Annotated in this window: 19 protein-coding genes; 9 read left to right on the forward strand and 10 right to left on the reverse strand. The window is 71.6% G+C overall.

Translation table 11 applies throughout. From position 1 onward, the window contains the following. Positions 1 to 43 precede the first annotated feature (43 nt). Positions 44 to 469: a winged helix-turn-helix transcriptional regulator gene (locus tag AB0J52_RS01415; protein WP_500179566.1), complete on the reverse strand. Its 426-nt coding sequence runs from the start codon at positions 467 to 469 to the stop codon at positions 44 to 46. Here AB0J52_RS01415 and AB0J52_RS01420 point away from each other — a divergent pair. Further along, positions 459 to 1,367: an NAD(P)H-binding protein gene (locus AB0J52_RS01420; protein WP_500179567.1), complete on the forward strand. Its 909-nt coding sequence runs from the start codon at positions 459 to 461 to the stop codon at positions 1,365 to 1,367. The two genes, AB0J52_RS01415 and AB0J52_RS01420, sit on opposite strands and share 11 nt — an antisense overlap. Positions 1,368 to 1,555: 188 nt before the next feature. Here AB0J52_RS01420 and AB0J52_RS01425 read toward each other — a convergent pair whose 3' ends face one another. Together AB0J52_RS01425 and AB0J52_RS01430 are read right to left on the reverse strand one after the other, a co-directional pair. After that, positions 1,556 to 1,747: a DUF1059 domain-containing protein gene (locus tag AB0J52_RS01425; protein WP_500179568.1), complete on the reverse strand. Its 192-nt coding sequence runs from the start codon at positions 1,745 to 1,747 to the stop codon at positions 1,556 to 1,558. A 230-nt stretch (positions 1,748 to 1,977) separates the two neighbouring features. Beyond that, entirely contained in the window at positions 1,978 to 2,823 is an 846-nt protein-coding gene (locus tag AB0J52_RS01430) for an SDR family oxidoreductase (RefSeq protein ID WP_500179569.1), read from the reverse strand. A 101-nt stretch (positions 2,824 to 2,924) separates the two neighbouring features. Here AB0J52_RS01430 and AB0J52_RS01435 point away from each other — a divergent pair, with 101 nt between their 5' ends. Next, the gene (locus tag AB0J52_RS01435) at positions 2,925 to 3,938 is read left to right on the forward strand and encodes a helix-turn-helix transcriptional regulator (RefSeq protein ID WP_500179570.1); all 1,014 of its coding nucleotides are present in this window, start codon (positions 2,925 to 2,927) and stop codon (positions 3,936 to 3,938) included. Between the two features lie 55 nt (positions 3,939 to 3,993). Here AB0J52_RS01435 and AB0J52_RS01440 read toward each other — a convergent pair whose 3' ends face one another. After that, positions 3,994 to 4,851, reverse strand: a complete 858-nt coding sequence (locus AB0J52_RS01440; RefSeq protein WP_500179571.1) for a helix-turn-helix transcriptional regulator — start codon at positions 4,849 to 4,851, stop codon at positions 3,994 to 3,996. A gap of 59 nt (positions 4,852 to 4,910) precedes the next feature. Between AB0J52_RS01440 and AB0J52_RS01445 the strand changes: the two genes are divergently transcribed. Next, a complete protein-coding gene (locus AB0J52_RS01445) occupies positions 4,911 to 5,045 on the forward strand; it encodes a hypothetical protein (protein ID WP_500179572.1) in 135 nt (44 codons plus the stop codon). A gap of 17 nt (positions 5,046 to 5,062) precedes the next feature. On the opposite strand, the gene AB0J52_RS01450 is transcribed toward AB0J52_RS01445, so the two are convergent. Further along, positions 5,063 to 5,941: a LysR family transcriptional regulator gene (locus tag AB0J52_RS01450; RefSeq protein WP_500179573.1), complete on the reverse strand. Its 879-nt coding sequence runs from the start codon at positions 5,939 to 5,941 to the stop codon at positions 5,063 to 5,065. A gap of 67 nt (positions 5,942 to 6,008) precedes the next feature. On the opposite strand from AB0J52_RS01450, the gene AB0J52_RS01455 reads away from it, so the two are divergent. Genes AB0J52_RS01455 through AB0J52_RS01465 form a run of 3 tightly spaced genes read left to right on the forward strand, consistent with a single transcriptional unit; the run spans position 6,009 to position 6,973 of the window. Continuing rightward, positions 6,009 to 6,167, forward strand: a complete 159-nt coding sequence (locus tag AB0J52_RS01455; RefSeq protein WP_500179574.1) for a hypothetical protein — start codon at positions 6,009 to 6,011, stop codon at positions 6,165 to 6,167. Between the two features lie 9 nt (positions 6,168 to 6,176). Further along, a complete protein-coding gene (locus AB0J52_RS01460; protein ID WP_500179583.1) occupies positions 6,177 to 6,680 on the forward strand; it encodes an AzlC family ABC transporter permease in 504 nt (167 codons plus the stop codon). Continuing rightward, positions 6,677 to 6,973: an AzlD domain-containing protein gene (locus tag AB0J52_RS01465; RefSeq protein ID WP_500179575.1), complete on the forward strand. Its 297-nt coding sequence runs from the start codon at positions 6,677 to 6,679 to the stop codon at positions 6,971 to 6,973. Before AB0J52_RS01460 ends, AB0J52_RS01465 begins: the two co-directional genes overlap by 4 nt. Before the next feature lie 47 nt (positions 6,974 to 7,020). Here the strand turns inward: AB0J52_RS01465 and AB0J52_RS01470 are convergent, their stop codons facing one another. Further along, positions 7,021 to 7,935 (reverse strand): LysR family transcriptional regulator, encoded by a 915-nt coding sequence (locus AB0J52_RS01470; RefSeq protein ID WP_500179584.1) that lies wholly within the window; start codon positions 7,933 to 7,935, stop codon positions 7,021 to 7,023. Between the two features lie 79 nt (positions 7,936 to 8,014). Between AB0J52_RS01470 and AB0J52_RS01475 the strand changes: the two genes are divergently transcribed. From AB0J52_RS01475 to AB0J52_RS01485, 3 genes are all read left to right on the forward strand, one after another. Continuing rightward, positions 8,015 to 8,959: an NAD-dependent epimerase/dehydratase family protein gene (locus tag AB0J52_RS01475; RefSeq protein ID WP_500179576.1), complete on the forward strand. Its 945-nt coding sequence runs from the start codon at positions 8,015 to 8,017 to the stop codon at positions 8,957 to 8,959. Between the two features lie 14 nt (positions 8,960 to 8,973). After that, positions 8,974 to 9,858, forward strand: coding sequence for an aldo/keto reductase (locus tag AB0J52_RS01480; protein WP_500179577.1), 885 nt, complete (start codon positions 8,974 to 8,976; stop codon positions 9,856 to 9,858). 104 nt (positions 9,859 to 9,962) lie between these two features. Continuing rightward, on the forward strand, positions 9,963 to 10,778 hold the full coding sequence (locus AB0J52_RS01485) for an inositol monophosphatase family protein (protein WP_500179578.1): 816 nt from the start codon (positions 9,963 to 9,965) through the stop codon (positions 10,776 to 10,778). 47 nt (positions 10,779 to 10,825) lie between these two features. Here AB0J52_RS01485 and AB0J52_RS01490 read toward each other — a convergent pair whose 3' ends face one another. The 4 genes from AB0J52_RS01490 to AB0J52_RS01505 all read right to left on the reverse strand — a co-directional run bounded on the left by AB0J52_RS01490 (position 10,826) and on the right by AB0J52_RS01505 (position 14,686). Beyond that, positions 10,826 to 11,848, reverse strand: coding sequence for a hypothetical protein (locus AB0J52_RS01490; protein WP_500179579.1), 1,023 nt, complete (start codon positions 11,846 to 11,848; stop codon positions 10,826 to 10,828). Between the two features lie 100 nt (positions 11,849 to 11,948). Continuing rightward, positions 11,949 to 12,224, reverse strand: a complete 276-nt coding sequence (locus AB0J52_RS01495; RefSeq protein ID WP_500179580.1) for a hypothetical protein — start codon at positions 12,222 to 12,224, stop codon at positions 11,949 to 11,951. 6 nt (positions 12,225 to 12,230) lie between these two features. Beyond that, complete coding sequence (locus AB0J52_RS01500) at positions 12,231 to 13,484, reverse strand: glycoside hydrolase family 15 protein (protein ID WP_500179581.1); 1,254 nt, start codon at positions 13,482 to 13,484, stop codon at positions 12,231 to 12,233. After that, on the reverse strand, positions 13,481 to 14,686 hold the full coding sequence (locus AB0J52_RS01505; protein ID WP_500179582.1) for an ROK family protein: 1,206 nt from the start codon (positions 14,684 to 14,686) through the stop codon (positions 13,481 to 13,483). Before AB0J52_RS01505 ends, AB0J52_RS01500 begins: the two co-directional genes overlap by 4 nt. Positions 14,687 to 15,201 lie beyond the last annotated feature (515 nt).

The following is a 15,201-nucleotide window of genomic DNA, read 5'->3' on the forward strand; positions in this document are numbered from 1 at the left end:
CGACCGTGTCGTATTCAGCGGCTGGCGGGGGCGGGAGTCTTACTCAGCTGGTGCCGGAATCGGGGTGCGTTCGGTCGTACTCGTCGCGGGCCTCGGCGATGACGGCGCGGTGCTCCAGGGACCAGTCGGCGAGTGCTTTGACCAGGTGGGTCAGGCTGGCGCCCGTCTTCGTGAGGCGGTAGTCGACCTGGGCGGGGACGGTCGGGTAGACGGTGCGCAGCACGAGGCCGTCCCGTTCGAGCCTGCGGACGGTGAGGGTGAGCATGCGCTGCGAGATGCCGTGGATGGCACGCTGCAGTTCCCGGAAGCGGCGCGGACCGCCGGCGAGTTCGACGATCACGAGGACCGACCACTTGTCACCGATGCGGTCCAGGACGTCGCGGATGCCGCAGTCCGGGTGGTCCTCTGCTCCGCAGGGGTCGAGGTCGGCGGGTTCGGGGGTGGTTACCGCGGTGTGCGTGGGTGACATCAGACTGCCTCCTTGTGGCCGGTGGGTGAGGCGAAGAGGATCAAGCGTAGTTACTGAAGAGAACCACGACGACGGAAGAGCCATGACTGACACGATCTTGGTGACCGGAGCGAACGGAAATCTCGGCTCCGCCATTCTCGCCGCTTTGCGTGCCCGCGGGGCTGCCGCGGAGGGCGGTAGCCGCGCTCCGGGTGAGGGCACGCGGCGGCTCGATTTCGACGACCGGGAGGCCATCGACCTCACCGGCGTGACGACCCTGGTGCTGGTCTCCGCCGGTTACGCCGAGGACGACCAGGTCATCGGGCGCCACGCGGCCGTGGTGGACGCCGCCGGCCGAGACGGCGTCGAGCACGTCGTCTACACGAGCCTGACCGGCGCTGGTGATCATCTCGGTTTCGCGCTGGCTCACCGCGCGACCGAGCGGCTTCTGCGGGCCAGTGGCCTGCGGTGGACGATCCTGCGCAACGGCTTGTACGCCGAGCTCTTCGGCGGCCTGCTGACCTGGGCGGACGATGCGGTGGAGTCTGCGTTCGGGGGCGGCGCCCTGGCCGCGGTCACTCGCGCGGACCTCGCCGAAGCGGCGGCGGTCGTCGCGGCGGACCCCGAGAAGCACGGCGGGCGGGTCTACGATCTGGTCGGCACGCCGATCACGGCGGCGGACGTCGCCGCCCGGCTCGGGGTTCCGCACCGCGTCATCAGCCTGGACGAGTACCGGCGCAGGCTCGACGGGACGCCGGAGCTGCTGGCGTTTCAGCGCCCCATGCTCGCCTCGATCGCGACGAGCGTCCGGCACGGCTTCCTGGACGGCACCAGTCCCGATCTCGAGGATCTGCTCGGCCGTCCTTGCTCGGATCCGCTGGTCGTGGCCGCCGAAACGGCAGCCGCCCTCCGGCCCTGAGGAGTCGGATGATCAGTGCACGGTGCCGATCCCGGCCGATCCGTTCATTCGTCGGGTCGGATGAACCCTTCCCATCACCGGCATGACCGACCGCTGGGACGACCAGATCGTCCCGACACGGTGAACGGGGCCCGGATCGATTGATCGAACCAAGCCCCGTTCGCCACGCGTGCTGTCAGGTCGGCGGCTCAGGCGTGCTGCGGCACCTCGTCCTTCAGCGCTCCGAGAATCTGCCTGCGCAGTTCCGGGCTGTCGGTGTGCCCGTGTACGGACACCGCGTGCTCGGCGGCTGCCCGCACCACTTCGCCCTCTTCGCCGGAGATCGTCAGCGTGCAGTCGACCTCGCTCGGGAAGTCTCTGCAGTCGGCTACCTTCCGCATGTCTTACCTCCCCCTCTCCGCCGGTCTCGACCGGCCGGCGGGCGGTGATACGTGACCAGCCGGCATCGGGGAGGTCCGACCGTCCGGCCGGATCATCATCTCCCCGGGACGGTCACATTTCCAGCCTAAAAGGCCAGTTCAGAGGGGTCAAGAGAGGCGCCCGCCGGATGCCGCGCCACGCCGTCTGAGACGCCGAGGTCATCACCGTCGCCCCCGGCGTCCCCGCGCTGTCAGGCGGATTCGAAGTCCGCTCGGTGATCGGCGGCCCACTCCGCCAGAGTGCGGCCCGGCCGTCCGGTCACCGGCGTCACGGGACGGGGGATGTCCGGGACGGTGAGGGTGTCGCGCCAGTAGTCGAGGAGCATCCTCATCACGGGCTCGGGGATGTACTGCCCGGTCTCGGCGCGGAACTCGTCCGGCGTGATCTCCACCAGCGGGATCTCCCGTCCCAGCATCTCGGCGATGACCGCCACCTGCTCGGAGCGGGTCAGGGCCTTTGGGCCGGTGAGCGGGATCGCCTCACCGAGACGGTCGTCGGACAGCAAGGTCTGGGCGGCCGCCTCCGCGATGTCGTTTTCGTGGATCGGGGCCTGCGCGGAGGCGAGGTAGGGCGCCCGGATCGGTGCCCCGGAGCGGATCTGCCAGGCCCAGGAGAGCAGGTTGTTGGCGAAGGTGCCGGGCCGCAGGATCGTCCAGGCGTCGGTGCGGCCGGTCACGGCGGCCTCGACGGCGGCGTGGTGGAGCTGGCTCGCCGAGCCGTGGTCGCGGGGGAACTCCTTCGCCGCGGCGAGGGAGGACAGCACGGTGAAGCGGTGGACGTCGTGAGCGGTGGCCGCGGCGACGAAGGCTTCGACACCCTCGGCGGGGAAGACGAAGGCGCGATCGACGCCGTCGAACACCTCGGGCCCGAGCGTGGTGGCGTCGGCCAGATCCCCGCCGACGACGTCCACGCCGGCCGGAAGCCCCGCGTCGTCGGGCTTGCGGGACAGGGCGCGGACCGTGGCGCCGCGAGCGAGGAGGGTCGTGACGAGGTGGCGGCCGACGGCGCCGGTCGCGCCGGTGACGAGGATGGTCAAGGGGGTGCTCCTGAGGATGGGATGCCGGTCCGTCCGGCGTGATCTCCAATCTAGGAACGGTTTAGGTCATTTTCTGTCCACATCTCCACTAGGTTCGGCGCATGTCGGACCAGAGCACGACCGAGCGGGCGCTGCGGCTGCTGGAGCTGCTGCAGGCGCGCCGATCCTGGAGCGGCGGCGAACTCGCCGCCCAGCTCGGTGTCGAGGGCCGCACCCTGCGGCGGGACGTGGAACGGCTGCGGGGCCTCGGCTATCGCATCGAGGCCCGCCGCGGCCCGGACGGCGGCTACCGGCTGTCCACGGGCAGCGACCTGCCGCCACTGGTGTTCACCTCGGACGAGGCGCTCGCCGTGGCCGCCGCCCTCGCCTCGTCCGCCGCCAATGGCGCTGCCGGCGGAGGCGAGGTCGCGCTCACCGCGCTGGCCAAGATGGAGCAGGTGATGCCCTCGGCGGTGCGGCGGCGCATGCGGGCGCTGCGCTCCTCGGTCGCCCTCGGCGGCACGCCGAACGCGGCTGCGGGCGCCTATCCGGCTCCGATGGACGCCGACGTGCTCGCGGTCCTGGCGCTGGCGTGCCGGGACGCGGAGCGGGTCCGGCTGCGGGTGATGAGCACCGGGGGCGCCGACGCGGGGCGGGAGACCGCGCGGCTCGTCGAACCGGTGGCGCTGGTTCCGCGGCGGACCTGGTGGTTCCTCGTGTGCCGCGACCTCGACCACGGCTGGCGGGTGTTGCGCGTCGACCGGATCACGCGGGCTTCAGCGACCGGGGTGCGCTTCGAGCCGCAGGAGGTCCCCGGCGGCGATCCGGTCGCGTTCGTCACCAGCCGCCTCGGCGCTCCGCCCCGCCAACACACGGCGACGATCCTGATCCACGCCCCGATCGACCAGGTACAGGCGTACATGGGCGGATTCGCTGCGGACTTCTCCCCGACGACGACCGCCACCGGCCAGCCGGCGACCCACTGGCGCGTCGCCGACGCACGTCTCGAAATCCTCGCCGGTGGCCTGCTGTGGGTGCGATGGCCTTTCGAGGTGCTCGACTCCCCCGAACTCACCGCACTGCTGCGTGACCGGGCCGCGGCCTTCGCCTCCGCCGCCGACCCTGGCAAGACCTGAGTCCCCAGCCCCGGCCGGAACGCGGAGCGGCGGCGGAATGGCCTCAGGGTTGGGGTCAGCGTGTTGCGAGGCTCTGGTGGGTGGCGGCCAGTAGCCGCAGTGCGGCGTGGGACGGGGAGCCCTGCTCAACGGTGTGGGCGATCAGCGCCTGGTCCGGATCGTCGGGCAGCCGGAGAGTCTCGAAGCCGAGGTCGAGGGTGCCGACGGTGGGGTGCCGGTACACGTAGCGGCCATGGGTCTTCTCCTTGAGACCGTGCTCGGCCCAGATCTCGCGGAACTCCGCGCTGGCGTCCGACAGTTCCTCGATCAGCGCGGCGGCGGCCGGGTCGCCGGGGTGGCGGCCGATGTCCAGCCGCAGGTAGCCGACGATGTCGGCGGCCTTGGCGCGCCAGTCGGCGTACAGGTTGCGCATGCCCTCGTCCAGGAACAGCAGCCGGGCGAAGTTCCGCTCGGCGGGCGGCAGCGCGCCGAAGTCGGTGATGAGCGCGGCGGCGAGCGGGTTCCAGGCGAGGACGTTGGTGTAGCGGCCGACGATGTAGACGGGCACGTCGCCGGTGGAGTCGAGCAGGCGCCGCAGGCCGGGCCGGATGGGTTGCGCGGGCTCGGCGGGCGGGCCGGCGGGCTCGGTGTAGGGGCGGGCCAGGCGGTGCAGGTGGCCGCGCTCGACCTCGTCGAGTTGGAGGGCGCGGGCGACGGCGTCCAGGACGGCCTCGGAGAAGTGCAGCGTGCGGCCCTGCTCCAGCCGGACGTAGTGGTCGACGCTGACGCCGGCGAGCCGGGCGAGTTCCTCGCGCCGCAGGCCGGGGACGCGGCGGCGGCCGCCGTAGTCGGGCAGTCCCAGTTCCTCGGGCCGCAGCCGGGCCCGGCGTGAGCGCAGGAACTCGCCGAGTTCCGCTCGCCTGTCGAGTGCCATGATCCGATTATCGCGGGACGGACGGCCGCGCAGCCTGGTCACGTGGTGCCCAGGCTGCGTTGACATGGCCGGTCCCCCAGACCCAGGCGGCGCTCGCCATCCGGCACGACGTCACCGCCGGTGAACTGCGCAACGCGATCTACACCCACCCCAGCGTCACCGAGGCTCTGAACGAGGTACTCGCCGCCCTCTGACCGCTTTCCCGCGCTGCTCAGAGTGCGGCGCGGAGGTGCTCGACCGCGGCGGTGACCGAGGGCCTGGTGTCCTCGCGGCGCCAGGCCAGGACCGTCGTGCAGTGGTGGTCGCCGCGCAGGGGGACGATGACGACGCCGGACCGCGCGTAGTGCTGGTCGGTGCTCATCGACACCAGGGCGATCCCCACCCCGGCGGCGACCAGCTCCAGGGTCTCCTCCAGAGCGCCGGACTCGGCCGCCACGTGCCCGCCGGTGGCGCCGATCGCGGCCGGAGCGCGGAAGCGGGACCACTTGGGATCGGGTGATCTCGGCGTAATCCAGGCCAGTCCGTGCAGCTCGTCGGGGTGCAGGTCGGGCCGTGCGGCCAGCGGATGCGCCACGGGCAGGGCGATGGCACGGCGGTCGGTGGCCAGCGGAAGGGTCTCCAGCGCGCCGGTGGAGACCGGAGGCCAGATGACGGCCAGATCGCTGTCGCCGGTGAGCAGGCCGCAGGTCGGGTCGTCGAAGTCGAACCTTCGCAACGTCAGACGGCTTTCGAGCTGGTCACGCAACACCTTGATCACCGTGCTGGTGCGCGTCCCGGCGGCCTCCCCCATGAACCCCACGGTCAGTGCCGAAGGGGCGGCTCGCGAGAGCGCGGCCTCCACCTCGTCCAGCGCGGCCAGCGCCGGCAACGCCCTCTCCAGGACGCGTCGGCCGTGCGGGGTCAAGGTCGCGCCCGCCTGCTCTCGCCGCAGCAGGGGCCCGCCTCCGCGCGACTCCAGCCGGGCGACGGCGGCGCTGACGCTGGGCTGGCTGACACCCAGCTCCTCAGCGGCGGTGGTGAACGATCCCGTCCGCGCGACCGCCGCGAAAGCGCGCAGAGTCGAGGCGGTGACGCGCGTGGACTCGCTCATAACATCAAGCTATAGGTATGCCGTCGGTCTATTCGACCGGCCGCGACGGCGTGCCCAGACTGGCGGAGTGATCAAACTCAACGGGTCGGACCTGCGCCTGGCCGTAGGGGCGAGCCTCGGCGCCGCCGTGTACTCGGCGGTGTTCGGGGCGCTCGCCGTCCAGAACGGCTGGTCGGTCGCGCAGGCGGTGGCGGCCAGCGTCCTCATCCATGCCGGAGGCGCCTAGCTCGTCGGGCTGGCGGCGCTCGGCGCGGGCGCCACACCGCTGACCGCGGTCGCCGCGGGAACGCTTGTGAACCTGCGGCTGGGAGTGTTCGGATTCGCGTTGGGCGACGTGTTCTCGTCCTGGCGAGCGCGGTTCAGCGCCGCCCACCTGGTCTCCGACGAGTCCGCCGGAGCCGCGTTGACCCGCGCGGCACCCGCGGAACGACGGCGGACCTTCGTGACCGTCGGCCTGATCCTGTTCACCGGCTGGACGACCGGGACGCTGATCGGCGCCGTCTTCGGGGCGACGCTTCCCGGTCAGGTGCGCGGCATCCTCGACTCGGCCGCTGCGGCGGTCTTCGCGGCCCTGGTGGTGCCCCTGATCCAGGGACGCCGCGAGCTGGCGGTGGCGCTGGCAGCGTTCGTCGTGGCCCTGGTCGCGGTGGCCCATGTGGCTCCCGGCGTCCAGGTGCTGCTGGGCGCCCTGATGGTGGTTCCCGCCGCGCTGGTCCGGCGGAAGCGGGTGGCGCGATGAGCGCGTGGCTCTTCATCGATGGCTTGGCGGTCACGACCTTTCTGGTCCGGCTCGGCGGAGTGATGCTGGCCGCGCGCGGCAAGAGAGAAGGCGGCTCCGGCAACGGCATGGTGGCGCTGCTTCCAGTCGCGCTGCTGGCGGCCGTCGCGGCCACGCAGGTCGCCCCCGCTGGCCACCTTCAACCTCACCTCTTGGCGGCGGTGATCGCCGCGGGCGGGGCCAGCAAATGGTTGTCCTTCCTCCCAGCAGTCCTCATCGGCGCACTGGCAGGCGCTCTCACCAGCCTCACCTGACCGCGCGGCGGCACCTGCACACACCGAGTTCGGCACTGTCCCCTCGTTCACGTGGTCTGGATGGCCTGGTGGGGAGGGATGGTTGCCGCTTGGGTGCGGAGGGCTTCGATGAGGGTGGTGACGTGGGGGTGGTCGCGGCGGCGGTCGAGTGTGGCGACGCCGATGTGGCGGGTCGGGGTCGGTGAGCTGATCGGGACGGTGCACAGGCCCGGTATGTGGGGAGCCAGAGCGATGGTGGGGATGAGGGAGACGCCCATGCCCGCGGCGACGAGCGAGCGGGCGAAGAAGTAGTCGGTGGTCGTGCCGCGGATCTCCGGGTCGAAGCCGGCGCGCTCGGCGTAGCGGCGGAGGAAGACCTCGGTCTTGAGACAGCCGAGCACCCAGGGCTCGTCCGCCACTTCGGCGAGGTCGAGTTCGACGCGTCCGGCGAGTGGATGGGTCTCCGGCAGGACGACGTGGAGGGGGTCCTCCATGAGGGGGGTCCACCGGAGGTTCTGCCCGTGCCGTCCGGGGAGGGGGCCGTCGAAGGAGTAGGCGAGCGCGAGGTCCACGGCGCCCTGGCGAACCAGGGGCAGGGCCGTTTCGGGTTCGTTCTCGCGGACGTGCAGGACGGTGTCGGGGTGGGTCGAGGTGAGCCGGGCGAGCGCTCCGGGGAGCAGGAGCCTGCCGCCGCTGGTGAAAGTGGCGATGGTCAGCTGGGTCCGTCCGGTGCCGAGGCGGTCGACCCGCTGGCGGGCGTGTTCGAGTTCGGCGGCGACCGATTCGGCCGCGCTGACCATGATCTGACCGGCCCGGGTGAGGACGGCGCCGCGGGTGCTGCGGGTGACGACCTGGGTGCCGAGGCTGCGTTCGAGGGCGGCCACGTGCTGGGAGACGGCGGAGGGGGTGAGGCGCAGGGCGGCGGCCGCCTGGTTGAAGCTGCCGTGTTCCGCCACCGCCCGCAGGACGCGGAGCCGCTGCACATCGATCAACAGTTTTCCTTAAAACGTGTCCAGCAGGTCGTCACTTCTGCTGAGGACTGTAGGTCTCCAGGATGGAGGCATGCAAAGAACGATCTGCGTCATCGGCGGGAGCCGGTACGTCGGGAAACTCCTGGTCGAGCGCCTGCGGGCGGCCGGGCACCGGGTCACCGTGATCAATCGGGGCTCCGTCCGGCCGCCCGCCGGGGTCGAGCACCTCGTCGTGGACCGCGACGACGAGGCCGCCCTCACCGCCGCGCTCGGCACCCGCGCCTTCGACGTCGTCGTCGACCAGGTCTGCTACACCCCGGTGCAGGCCGCCATCGCCGTCCGGGCGTTCGGTGGCCGCACCCGGCGCTACGTCATGACCTCCACGATCGAGGTCTACGACCCGGCGACCGCCGCCCTCCCCGAGGTCCCGGCGGGCACTCCGGTGGCGGAGGAGAACGTGGACCCGGCCGCCTGGCTGGTCTCCGCCGATCTCCCCTGGCAGGACGACGCCTATCTGGAGGCGCACTATGCCGAGGGCAAGCGGCAGGCCGAGGCCGTCTTCACCCAGGACGCCCGGTTCGACTTCGCCTCCGTGCGGAGCGCCCACGTGCTCGGCGGCGGCGCGCAGGAGTTCACCGGACGGCTCGCGCACTACGTCCGGCGCATCGCGCAAGGCGAAGAGGTCACCGTGCACGCCGAGGCCCTGCCCACGGTCTTCGTTCACTACGAGGAACTGGCGGACCTGCTGCTCTGGGCCGCCACGGCCGCCGACTTCACCGGCCCCGTCAACGCCTGCTCGGACGGCGCGCTCGACGTGCGCGATCTGAGCGCGGTGATCGCCGCGCAGACCGGACGGCGACCCGTGTTCCGCACCGGCGGTCCAGGTGAAGCCGCCTCACCGTTCTCCTTCGACCGCCACTACGCCATGAGCAACGCACGTGCCAAGCAGCTCGGCTTCACCTTCTCCCGGACCTCCGACTGGCTGCCCGCCACCGTGGCCGAAGCACTCAGCGCGTCCGCCGTCTCCTCCATCTGAGAAACAGGGTCACCATGCAGTACCGCAGCATCGGGAACGTCACCGTCAGCGCCATCGGCCTGGGCGCCATGCCGTTGTCCATCGAGAACCGTCCGGACGAGCAGCGGGCCATCGCCACCCTCCACGGCGCGCTCGACGCCGGAATCACGCTCATCGACACCGCCGACAGCTACCACTGGCACGCCGGGGAGGTGGGGCACAACGAACTCCTCATCGCCCGCGCGCTGGCGAGCTACGGCGGCGACACCTCCGGCGTCCTTGTGGCGACCAAGGGTGGACGCGGACGTCCGGGTGACGGAAGCTGGACCGTCACCGGCCACCCGGACCACCTCAAGCGCGCCGCCCAGGACTCCGCCAAGCGCCTGGGCGTCGAGGCGATCGGCCTGTACCAGCTGCACAAGCCGGACCCGGACGTCCCGTGGGCCGAGTCGGTCGGCGCACTGCGCGAGCTCCTCGACGCCGGGACGATCCGCGCCGCGGGCCTCTCCAACGTGTCGACCGGCCAGATCCGCGAGGCGCACGCGATCCTCGGGGACGGGCTCGTCTCGGTGCAGAACCGCTACTCGCCCGCCGTCCGCGACAGTGAGCCCGAGCTGCGGCTCAGCACCGAGCTCGGCCTCGCGTTCCTGCCGTGGAGCCCGCTCGGCGGCATCTCACGCAGCTCCCTCGACGGCCCGTCCGGCTCCACCTCCGAAGGGACCGCCTTCCACCGGATCGCCGCCGAGCACAGCGCCAGCCCGCAGCAGATCGCCCTGGCCTGGCTGCTGGCCCGTTCACCGGGGGTGATCCCGGTGCCGGGGGCCAGCCGTCCGGCGTCGATCCAGAACTCGGCCCAGGCCGTCGAGATCGAGCTGAGCGCGGAGGAGCTGGCGCAGCTAGAGACGGCGCTGCCGGCCTGAACCGCGCCGGGACCCCCGCCACCGGACGCGACATCTCTTGGCCGCTTCCGGTTCGGCGGGCGTCCCCGCCCCGTGATGACCGGAACGCCCACTATTCTGCGCGAGTGCCGATCACCACAGGGGAGACAGACGCGGATTTGGCCGTCGCGGCGGCAATGGCCGGGTCCGCGGTAGTTCGCGAGATGTACGGCAAGCCGTTGGCCCGGGTCGAGAAGTCTGCCGGGGACTTCGCGACGGCAGCGGACCTCGCGGCGGAGAGGACCATCCTCGGGATGATCCGCGAAGCCCGTCCCGGTGACGCCGTGCTGGGTGAGGAGAGCGGACGCACCGGCGCCGCCGACGCCGGGCGCACGTGGCTGGTCGACCCGCTGTGCGGCACGCTGAACTACGCCGCGCGCAGCATGCTGGTCGCGGTCAACGTCGCGCTTCGGGTAGGGGCCGACCTCACCGCGGCGGCCGCGGCCGACCCGTTCAACGACGAGGTCTTCTGGACCGACGGCGAGCGGGCTCACGTCCGCCACGACGGTGCAGACGCCGAACTCCAGCCGTCCTCAGCCACAGGCCTCGTGGACATCAACCTCGATCCCCCGTTCCCGAACGCGCCGGGCTTCCTGGCGGCGAGGCTGCTCGCCGACTCGGGGTTCATGGAGGCGTTCCGTCCGCGCGTGCTGTCCACGACGCTGGCGGTGGCCTGGGTCGCCGCCGGACGGCGGGCGGCCTACGTCACCGACGGCGACCTGCGTGACAGTGTGCACTTCGCCGCCGGAATCGCCCTGTGCCGCGCCGCCGGGTGCGTCGTGACCGACCTTCACGGCCGTCCGCTGAGTGACAGCGCGGAAGGGCTGATCGCCGCCGCCGACCAGGAGACGCACGCCGCCCTGCTGGACATGATCGGCCGCCAGACCTCAGCCGACCGCTGACGCGCCCCGCCCGACGTGCCCGCCTCGGCTGGGCGGGCACGGGTCGGTCAACGGCAGTCCTTGGTGGGGTGGTCGTGGGTGACGGCGCAGGCCATCCGGGTGCCCTTTCCGTTGGGGTAGCGCTGCTCCAGCGCGTTCACCAGGTCGCGCCACTGGCGGCGGGTGTCGGTGATGGCGAGGGCGACCGCGCGGGAGAAGTTCTTGTCGATCCGACCCCTGTCGGTGGTGGGGTCGGAGGTGTGCCCGTTGGAGGGGTCGATCAGCCCCAGGTCCTTGTTGAGCGCGTGGTGCCGGATCCGCTTGCCGCCCGAGCAGCCGAGCTTCTCCCCCGAACCGGCGGCCGCTTCGTCGAAGCATCCGGTGGTGAGTTTGGCGGGGATGTCGGCGGGTGTGGGCCGGGAGCCGGCGAACAGGCGGAACAGGGGCGAGGGTTCGGTGTGCCCGAGGCCGGGCGGGTTCGTCACGCCGACGGGCGCGGACGAGGCGGTGTCGGCCCAGTTGCTGTGGGAGTAGAAGTCCTGGACGGCGTGCAGGCCCCGGCCGAACTGCTCGATCACATCGCACTTGGCGCGTCCGCGGGACTGGTTGAACACGCAGCGCACGGCGAGGCTGACCTGCTTGGACTCGATCGCGCCCTTGCCGTTCAGCAGGCGCCCGGCCTCCGTCACCGCGTTGCCCATGCGCTCGCGGGCGTGCTCGACGCAGCCCAGCAGGTTCTTGCTGGCGTCGCCGCGGCTCTGCGGGTAGCCGTTCTGGGCGAGATAGTCGGCGTTGTCGCAGTGGGCCTCCTGGCGGAGAACCTCCCTGCCGAGGTCGGGAGCGCCGATCGCGCCGCCCTTTCCGTGCGCGCCGGCCAGTTCGCTCAGCGAGTCGGGTTCGAAGCAGTGGTTGTCGCTCCGCTGTCCGGCGGGACAGGCCAGCGCGGCGCGGGTGATGCGCTCGTGCTCGGCGCGCTGCCCGAACTTGCCGTCCAGGGTGCCGAAGGAGTACGCCGAGGGGGCCGTCCCCGCCAGGGCCGTGCAGGCGACGGCCCCAGCGACCAGCGTGGTCACGGTCGTGGACTTGCGCATCGGATTCCCTCCATTGACTCTCCGTATCCGAATGCTGTCGGAGGTCATCCCACGGGGACGGTCCGTCGAATCCTCTGCGACCCCTTCCGCCACTCTGACCTCACCCGACCGGCCGGTCACCTCCGCTGCGGCCGTCCTCCATGCCGGTCATGTCAGGGGGGAGGTCCCGGGCGGCGCCGGGGCCTCCGAACAGGTGGCCGCTGATCTGCAGCGCCAGGTCGGTGACGGCGCCCGCCGCGGCGAGCGCGACGCCCAGGCCGTAGCCGCCGACCAGGACGAGCAGGACGACGAAGGCCAGCATGAGGCCCAGCAGGGCGACCGTGGCGGCGATCATGAAGCGGGTCGATGGTGTGGGGGCGTCTCCTCGCGCGTTCATTGGGGTTCACCTCGGAAGCGGCGTGTCGGGGGTGGACGGGTCGGGGCCCGGCTCGGGCCGAGCCCCGGAGGGTTCGCCGGGGAAGCCGAGTTCTCCGGCGAGGATGAGGAACATCGCGTGCGACCACAGCAAGGGGCTCGCTACCGGGCCCCACTTCTGGATCCACGCCTGGCGGTACTCGGGGTGGAGGAGATGGTCCGGGACCTGTTCCGGGAGGTCGCCGAGGTCGTCGGCGTGGTCGGCGATCCAGTGCAGTTGCCGCCACGCCTCGGCGCGGGCGCCGGTGCGCGCGTAGTGCCAGCCGAGCAGCGCCGCCAGGAGCGGCCATTCGCCGCCGCCGTAGAAGGTGTCGGCCGCATAGCGGTGCACTCCGCCGTGGGCGATGGACTCCTCGACGGCCCGCACCGTGGCCTCCGCGACCGGTCCGTCGGCGGGGACGAGGGCGAACGGGGTGATGCAGGCGATGAGGCTGGCGTCGACGGCGCGTCCGCCCAGCCACTTGACCAGGTGGCCTTCCGAAACGCCCTCGGTGCGGACGAGCCGCTGGATCCGCTCGCAGGCGGACGAGCACGCGCGGGCGAGGTCGGCGTCGAGCAGTCCCAGGTCCAGCGCGCCACGGAGACCGGCGTGGACGGCGGCCAGGGTGGAGGTGTGGCGCTCTTCGGGATGCTCCTCCCACCAGTCGTAACAGGGCCGGTCCCAGAACCGGACCAGGTACCGCGCGGTGAGCACGACGGCCTCCTCCCACCGGCGGGGGTCGCACTGGTGGCGGCGGACGTGCTGCCCGGCCGTCCACAGCCACATGCCGTAGCCGTCGAGCTGGAAGTCCCACCACTGCTCGTCGGAGGTGTCGGCGTCTGATCCGTCGAGCCGGTAGCGCGTCGGCAGGAACGCGCTCAGGGGGATCGTCTCGCCGGCCTCCGCCGCGCGGAGCAGGTTCTCGATCCGGTCGGCGCGGTCGGTGATGACGGTGGCGCACCAGTCGTAGAAGGCGGTGGCGCTGGCCCGCTGCCCCACCCTGCTCATCGACTCGGCGATGAAGGACCCGTCGCGCAGCCAGGAGTAGCGGTACACCGGGTAGGCGGGGCAGGCGGGGTAGGCTCCGCTCGCCGCCTGCTCGGAGAGGATCACCTCCAGGCTGCGCTCGTAGACCCTGGTCAAGAGGTCGGTGTCCCGTCGGCTGCCGGGCCGGTTGCTGTTGGGCCGGTCACTGCTGGGCCGGTTGCTGTTGGGCCGGTCACTGCTGGGCCGGTTGCTCATCGCGGTCCTTTCGACGAGGTCATCAGTCGCGTGTGGATGAGAGCCGAGGCCTTGCCGTAGTCGTGCACGGCCGACAGGGGGACGGCCAGGACGAGGGCGGCGGCGCCTCGCGCCCAGCCGAAGTCGTCCAGGGACTCGGCGACGATGTGCGTGCGGCGCATCAACCCGAACAGGTGGGCGCGCATGGCCCGCTGGAACTCCGCCTGCCAGTGCCGCCAGCACCCGACGCCCTCACCGGTGATCAGCAGGACGCCGGGGTTGAGGACGTTGACCAGGCCGGCGACATGCCTTCCCAGCATTTCCCCGGCCTCCCCGAAGATCTCCAGGGCAGTTCTTTCTTCCTGCTCGGCCTTGGCCGCGAGTTCGCCATAGCCTTCGGTCGGGGAAAGCACGCCGCGAGCGCGGGCGGTGGCGACCAGCCCGGCTTCTCCGATCAGCGTTTCCAGGCACCCCCGATTGCCGCATTCGCAGACGCGGTCCCCACCTGGAACCGGCCAGTGGCCGAACTCCCCCGCACCGCCACGGGCGCCGCGGTAAAGCCTTCCGTCGAGCAGCATGGCCAGGCCGATTCCACGTCCTATGGTGACCACCAGGAATGTCGAGAATTCCTGGCCGCGCCCATAGAGCCGCTCAGCGACCGCGACCGTGTTCACGTCGTTGTCGACCAGCGCGGGCAGGCCGAAGGCCCGCTCCAGGGCCGTCCCCAGGCGGACGCCGAACCAGCCCAGCATGGGTGAGTCGACCGCTCCGCCGTCCGCCAGATCGACTCCGCCGGGAAGGCCGACGCCGATTCCCAGCAGGCGCTGCCGCGCGCCCTGCACGTGCGGGGTCAGGCCCTCGATGAGGCGCTGGACGGCGTCCGGCGCCCGCCCCTCGTAGCGGAAGGCGAAGGAGTCGGCGATCTCTCCGTCGAGGCCGGCCAGGACCCCGGTGACCCGGCTCGCGGTCAGCTTGATCCCCAGAGCCTGCCCGCCCTCGGCGGCCAACCCGAGCAGGCGTGCCGGACGTCCACCGTCGGAGGGGACCGACTGCATTTCGCGGACGAGGCCCTTGGCGATCAATTCACGGGCCGCCTTGGTCACGGTCGCCGCACTCACATCGAGCCGCCGCGCCAGTTCGGCGCGCCCGAGCGGTCCCGACTTCCCCAGCAGGGCCAGCACGGCGCTCTGACTGAGATCACCTGAAGAAACGAAGGAACGCATCGCTTTAGCCTTACGTCCAGGCTTCCTTTATCTGAAAAGTAAGCCCGCTTCGGGGACGCGTCAACACTCGATCCCGAGATCGTTTTTCGGGCCCAAGATCTCATTTCCAGAACGGGTTCAGGAGGCGACGTGTGGTGGAAATATCTCCTTGCGATGCGGGTGTTGCCCGCGTGGGCCCGGTCGCCGCCTGAGGGCCGGGCGGTTCCTTTGCGTCCATAGCTGAACGCGGGGCGTCGCGGGAGGACGGAAGTTGCCAAAGATGGACCGCTCCGCTCAACGAACAGAATCAAACCTGCCGGACGCTCTTCGCAGCGAGTTCGGAACCGGGTTATAACCACCGCAGCGTCCCTTCCGTCCCCCCGCCCCCAGGAGTCCCGCCATGACCCCGCTCCGCACCCTGTCCTCGGCCCTCGTGTCCGCCGCCCTCGCGGCGGCCGCGCTGGCCGCCGTCGCTCCGGCCGCCTCCGCCGCCCCCGCCGACGGACCCGAACGGCACTGGCTCGGCTCGCAGATCG

This window comes from Spirillospora sp. NPDC049652, assembly GCF_040675125.1.
Taxonomy (GTDB): Bacteria; Actinomycetota; Actinomycetes; order Streptosporangiales; family Streptosporangiaceae; genus Spirillospora.

Excerpts from the sequence above, each read along its gene's own strand:
- AB0J52_RS01415 (WP_500179566.1), bottom strand. The coding sequence starts at position 469 with ATGTCACCCACGCACACCGCGGTAACCACCCCCGAACCCGCCGACCTC.
- AB0J52_RS01425 (WP_500179568.1), bottom strand. The coding sequence starts at position 1,747 with ATGCGGAAGGTAGCCGACTGCAGAGACTTCCCGAGCGAGGTCGACTGC.
- AB0J52_RS01435 (WP_500179570.1), top strand. The coding sequence starts at position 2,925 with ATGTCGGACCAGAGCACGACCGAGCGGGCGCTGCGGCTGCTGGAGCTG.
- AB0J52_RS01440 (WP_500179571.1), bottom strand. The coding sequence starts at position 4,851 with ATGGCACTCGACAGGCGAGCGGAACTCGGCGAGTTCCTGCGCTCACGC.
- AB0J52_RS01450 (WP_500179573.1), bottom strand. The coding sequence starts at position 5,941 with ATGAGCGAGTCCACGCGCGTCACCGCCTCGACTCTGCGCGCTTTCGCG.
- AB0J52_RS01465 (WP_500179575.1), top strand. The coding sequence starts at position 6,677 with ATGAGCGCGTGGCTCTTCATCGATGGCTTGGCGGTCACGACCTTTCTG.
- AB0J52_RS01475 (WP_500179576.1), top strand. The coding sequence starts at position 8,015 with ATGCAAAGAACGATCTGCGTCATCGGCGGGAGCCGGTACGTCGGGAAA.
- AB0J52_RS01480 (WP_500179577.1), top strand. The coding sequence starts at position 8,974 with ATGCAGTACCGCAGCATCGGGAACGTCACCGTCAGCGCCATCGGCCTG.
- AB0J52_RS01490 (WP_500179579.1), bottom strand. The coding sequence starts at position 11,848 with ATGCGCAAGTCCACGACCGTGACCACGCTGGTCGCTGGGGCCGTCGCC.
- AB0J52_RS01495 (WP_500179580.1), bottom strand. The coding sequence starts at position 12,224 with ATGAACGCGCGAGGAGACGCCCCCACACCATCGACCCGCTTCATGATC.
- AB0J52_RS01500 (WP_500179581.1), bottom strand. The coding sequence starts at position 13,484 with ATGAGCAACCGGCCCAGCAGTGACCGGCCCAACAGCAACCGGCCCAGC.
- AB0J52_RS01505 (WP_500179582.1), bottom strand. The coding sequence starts at position 14,686 with ATGCGTTCCTTCGTTTCTTCAGGTGATCTCAGTCAGAGCGCCGTGCTG.